This window comes from Thiomonas sp. 13-64-67, assembly GCF_002282795.1.
GTDB classification, from domain to species: domain Bacteria; phylum Pseudomonadota; class Gammaproteobacteria; order Burkholderiales; family Burkholderiaceae_C; genus Thiomonas; species Thiomonas arsenitoxydans.
Genome location: NZ_NCKP01000104.1, coordinates 1 through 4,315 on the forward strand (window position 1 = coordinate 1; position 4,315 = coordinate 4,315).

The following is a 4,315-nucleotide window of genomic DNA, read 5'->3' on the forward strand; positions in this document are numbered from 1 at the left end:
CCTGCTCGGCTCCGGCGGCTTCGACAGCCTGAGCGCCCGGCAGCAGCAGTTGCTGCAGCAGATTCACGACGACGGCGTGACCTACAACGTCCACGCCGATGCCGCGCAAGCCGTGCGCGCCTGGTCGGTCGATCTGTTCCCGCTGCTGGTCGACTCAGCCTCGTGGAAGCAGATTTCCACAGGTATCGCCCAACGCGCCGCGCTGCTCAACACCATCCTCGCCGACCTCTACACCGGCCCGCAGCGCACCCTCAAGGAAGGGCTGCTGCCACCGGCGCTGGTGCAGGGGCATCCCGGCTATTTGCGCGCCCTGCACGGCCATGCACCGCCGGGCAATATCTGGCTGCACATCGCCGCCTTCGATCTGGCGCGTGGGCCCGACGGCGTGTGGCGCGTGGTCAACCAGCGGGTGCAGACGCCGTCGGGCCTGGGCTATTTGCTGGAAAACCGCATCCTCATCTCCCGCCTGTTCCCGGACGCGTTCAGCCACCTGAAAGTGCAGCGCCTGGCCGCCAGCTACCGGCTGCTGATGGATACGCTGCTGCGGCTCTCGCCCGGCGGCGTGGGCAGTCGCGTAGTGTTGCTCACCCCCGGCCCGTATAGCGAAACCTATTTCGAGCAGGTCTATCTGGCGCGTTACCTGGGCATCACCCTGGCCGAAGGCAGCGACCTCACGCTCTACCTCAAAACCCTGCGCGGCCTGGAGCCGGTGCATGTGGTGCTGCGCCGTCTCGACGACAGCTTCTGCGACCCGCTCGAACTGCGTCCCGATTCCATGCTGGGCGTGGCCGGGCTGCTGCAGGCGGTGCGTGCGGGCAACGTGCTCGTGGCCAACGCGCTCGGTGCCGGTTTCCTCGAATCGCCTGCGGTGCAAGGCTTCCTGCCCAAGCTGTGCAAGACCCTGCTGGGCGAGCCGCTCCAGCTGCCCTCGCTGCCCACTTGGTGGTGCGGCGAGCCCGGCGTGTGCGACGCGCCGATGGACGATCTGCGCGCCTGGGTGATCAAACCGGTGCACGCGGATTGCGGCTTCGAGCCCACGGTGATGGCCAGCCTCGATTACGGCCAACTGCCCGCCTGGCGCGAACGGGTGCAGTCCAACCCGGCACTGGTCACCCTGCAGCAATATCAACCCCTGCCGCATGTGCCGGTGTGGAGCAATGAGCGGCTGGCCGCCCGCGCCGCCATGCTGCGGGTGTATGCCCTGTCAGACGGCCGCGGCGGCTGGCGCGTGCTGCCCGGCGGGCTGGTGCGCACCGCGCCGCGCGGGGGCAACACCGTGTCGATGCAGCGCGGCGGCAGCAGCCAGGACGCCTGGATCATCACCGGCGACGCGGTGGACAGCTCCACCCTGCTGCCCGAGCCGATGCGCCCGCAAGATCTGATCAACCATCACCGCGTGGTGACCAGCCGGGCGGCCGAAAACCTCTACTGGCTCGGTCGCTACTGCGAGCGCGCCGAATTCAGCGCCCGGCTGGCGCGCATCACCCTGCGCGCGCTGTCGGGCGACGACGATCTGGGCCCGGCCGTCTGCGACATGCTCGATCAATGGTGCCGCAGCAACGGCCTGGTCGAGAAGGGAGCGCCCGATCTTCGCGACAACCCTCAAGGCTTTGAGCACTGCGTGGTGCGCGGGCTCGTGCCGGGGCAGCACGCCGGCGGCATCGTGCAGAACCTACAGGCGCTGGGCCACGCGGCCACTCAAGTGCGCGAACGTCTGGGCGGCGACCACCGGCAATGGATCGCCTCGGCCACCGCACTGGAGCTATTGCCCACGGCCTCGCGGCGAGAAGAATTGCAGTCGGCCCAGGCCTTGCGCGGGCTGGAGCAGCTCACCGAAGTGCTCAGCGCCATCACCGGCGCGCAAACCGACCGCATGACCCGCGACGACGGCTGGCGCCTGCTGAGCATCGGCCGCCACATCGAACGCCTCTTGCTGCTGGGGCAAGCGCTGGCCGTAGCCTTCCGCAGCGGCGCGGTGCACAGCGACAGCGGCTTCAACCTGCTGCTGGCGCTGTTCGACAGCACCATCACCTACCGCGCGCTGTACCAGAAGCGGCTGGAAGTTCCGCCCCTGCTCGACCTGCTCATGCTCGACCGCGAAAACCCCCGCGCCCTGGGCTGGGTAGCGCAGACCCTGCGCGCCCGCATGGCCAGACTGCCCGGCGAGGCCGCCGACAAGGAAGCCCTGATCGCTCTCGCGCCCGACCCCGATGACTGGCACCTGCCCGAACTCTGCACCCACACGCAAGAATTGCATTACACATGGCTGGATCTCGCCCTGACCCAGGGCACCGATCTCGCCTGGCGCCTGTCGGACGAGATCAGCCGCCGCTATTTCGCCCACGCCAGCCTGCCTGACCGCACGCTTGGTGGGTATTGAAAGCCGCACGCATGACTCAAGACGCCTCTACCGCGCAGGCTGACGCCGTGCTCTACCACGTGGTACACGAAACCGCCTACGCGTACGCCACCCCGGTCGAACTGGCCCAGCATTTGGCGCATCTCTGCCCGCTCGACCATGCCGCGCAAGAGCGCATCGACTACGTCTGCGACATTCACCCCGAGCCCGAACATCGTCACAGCGATGTCGATGTGTTCGGCAACCAGCGTGAGTTCTTCGCCTACTACAGCCCGCATGACACGCTGACCGTGCGTGCCGTCAGCCTGGTGCAAGTACGTGCGCCCGAGGCGCCCGACTGGGACGCCAGTCCGCCATGGGAGCAGGTGCGCGAACAACTGCTCTACCGCGTCGGCAAGCCCTATGTAGCCGAGGCCGAGTTCACCTTCGGCACCCATTTCGCCCCCCTGTTTGCCGCCGCCGCCGCTTACGCCGCCCCCAGCTTTGCGCCCGAGCAACCGTTGCTCGGCGGCGCCCTCGACCTGATGCAGCGCATCCACGCCGACTTCACCTACAACCCCGAGAGCACCGAAGTGCAGACCCGCGCCCCGCAGGCGCTCGAACTGCGCGCCGGCGTCTGCCAAGACTATGCGCACGTCATGATTTCCGCCTTGCGCAGCCTCGGGCTGGCCGCGCGCTACATCAGCGGCTACCTGCGCTCGCATCCCAAGCCCGGCGAAGAACAACTCGTCGGCGCCGATGCCTCACATGCCTGGGTGGCCGTGTGGTGCCCGGTCAACGGCTGGGTGGAGTTCGACCCCACCAACAACCGACAGCCAGCGGCCGACTATGTGCGCATCGCCCTGGGCCGCGACTTCGCCGACGTCTCTCCCCTGCGTGGCGTCATCCGCGGCGGCGGCGATCACTCCCTTAAAGTCAGGGTGCGCGTCAGCCCGGCAGACCCGCGCTGACCCTGCCCCGCCTTATGCGCGCAGCCGATTGAGCGACTGCAGCTCGTAGATCAACCTCGTGCGCACGCCATTGATCGACAGCGTGTCCTCGATGCCCTTGACCGCGCGCCCAGCGGCCGGCGCGTACCAGTAGTGCGTCATCACCGTGGCCTGCGCGGCGGTGTAGTGCCCTTGCAGGCGAATGGCGTGAAAAGTGCCCGCGGGCACGGTGATGGTCTGTTCGGCCTCCACACTCACACTCACGCCCAGCCGGGTGTGCAGTTCCCAATCGGGCTGGCTCTGGGTGATGGTGTCTTTCCAGTTCTTGCCCACGCTCAGCGGAAAGTCGAACTGCGGAAACGCCGGGCTGTACTTAATCGCCTCGCCCGGCACGATTTCGCGTGAGAGCAGGTCGAACTGCTTGGAATAGATGTTTTTCAGCACCGGCGCGTCGGCCTTATTGGTGCGCTGCACTTCGACATGCACCTCGCCATTCGGCCCGATCTGCGTGACGTGATTGGCCAGCACCAGACCGGCGTCACCACGCTCGATTTCTTCCTGCGTGCGGGTGACGAACACCCAGCGGTCTCCAACGCGGATATCGGGCAACTGCATCTCATGTCTCCTCTAGGGCTCGAACGGTGTCACGATTTTGCCCGCACGCCCGGCAAGACGCTGCGCGCGGCGCAATGCCCGTCAAGGCATAGGTGAATCAGTCCGCGTCGGCATAGAACCCGGCACGGCGGCGCGCGCGCGGGGCTTCGTCTTTCACCGCCGATTGAATGGCGGCGATGTGCTCGGGCGTGGTGCCACAGCAGCCGCCGACGATATTCACCAGCCCCTCGGCGGCAAACTCGTGCAGCAGCCGCGAGGTCACTTCGGGCGTTTCATCGAAGCCGGTGTCGCTCATCGGGTTGGGCAGGCCGGCATTGGGGTAGCAGGAGATGAAGGTGTCGGGCGCGGCCTTGGCGAGTTCCTGCAGATAGGGCCGCATGAGGGCTGCGCCCAGCGCGCAGTTCAGCCCTAT

The 4,315-nt window shown here is 67.3% G+C and carries 4 protein-coding genes; 2 read left to right on the plus strand and 2 right to left on the minus strand.

What is annotated here, in order from left to right:
• Both B7X30_RS15050 and B7X30_RS15055 read left to right on the plus strand, forming a co-directional pair.
• On the plus strand, positions 1-2,380 hold a 2,380-nt coding region (locus B7X30_RS15050), incomplete at its 5' end, for a circularly permuted type 2 ATP-grasp protein (RefSeq protein WP_286731690.1).
• Positions 2,381-2,391: 11 nt separating this feature from the next.
• The gene (locus tag B7X30_RS15055; protein ID WP_286731692.1) at positions 2,392-3,309 is read left to right on the plus strand and encodes a transglutaminase family protein; all 918 of its coding nucleotides are present in this window, start codon (positions 2,392-2,394) and stop codon (positions 3,307-3,309) included.
• Positions 3,310-3,321: 12 nt separating this feature from the next.
• Here the strand turns inward: B7X30_RS15055 and B7X30_RS15060 are convergent, their stop codons facing one another.
• Positions 3,322-3,903: a hypothetical protein gene (locus B7X30_RS15060; protein ID WP_156053807.1), complete on the minus strand. Its 582-nt coding sequence runs from the start codon at positions 3,901-3,903 to the stop codon at positions 3,322-3,324.
• A gap of 97 nt (positions 3,904-4,000) precedes the next feature.
• The coding region (locus tag B7X30_RS15065; RefSeq protein ID WP_286731695.1) for a homocysteine S-methyltransferase family protein at positions 4,001-4,315 on the minus strand (315 nt) is incomplete at its 5' end.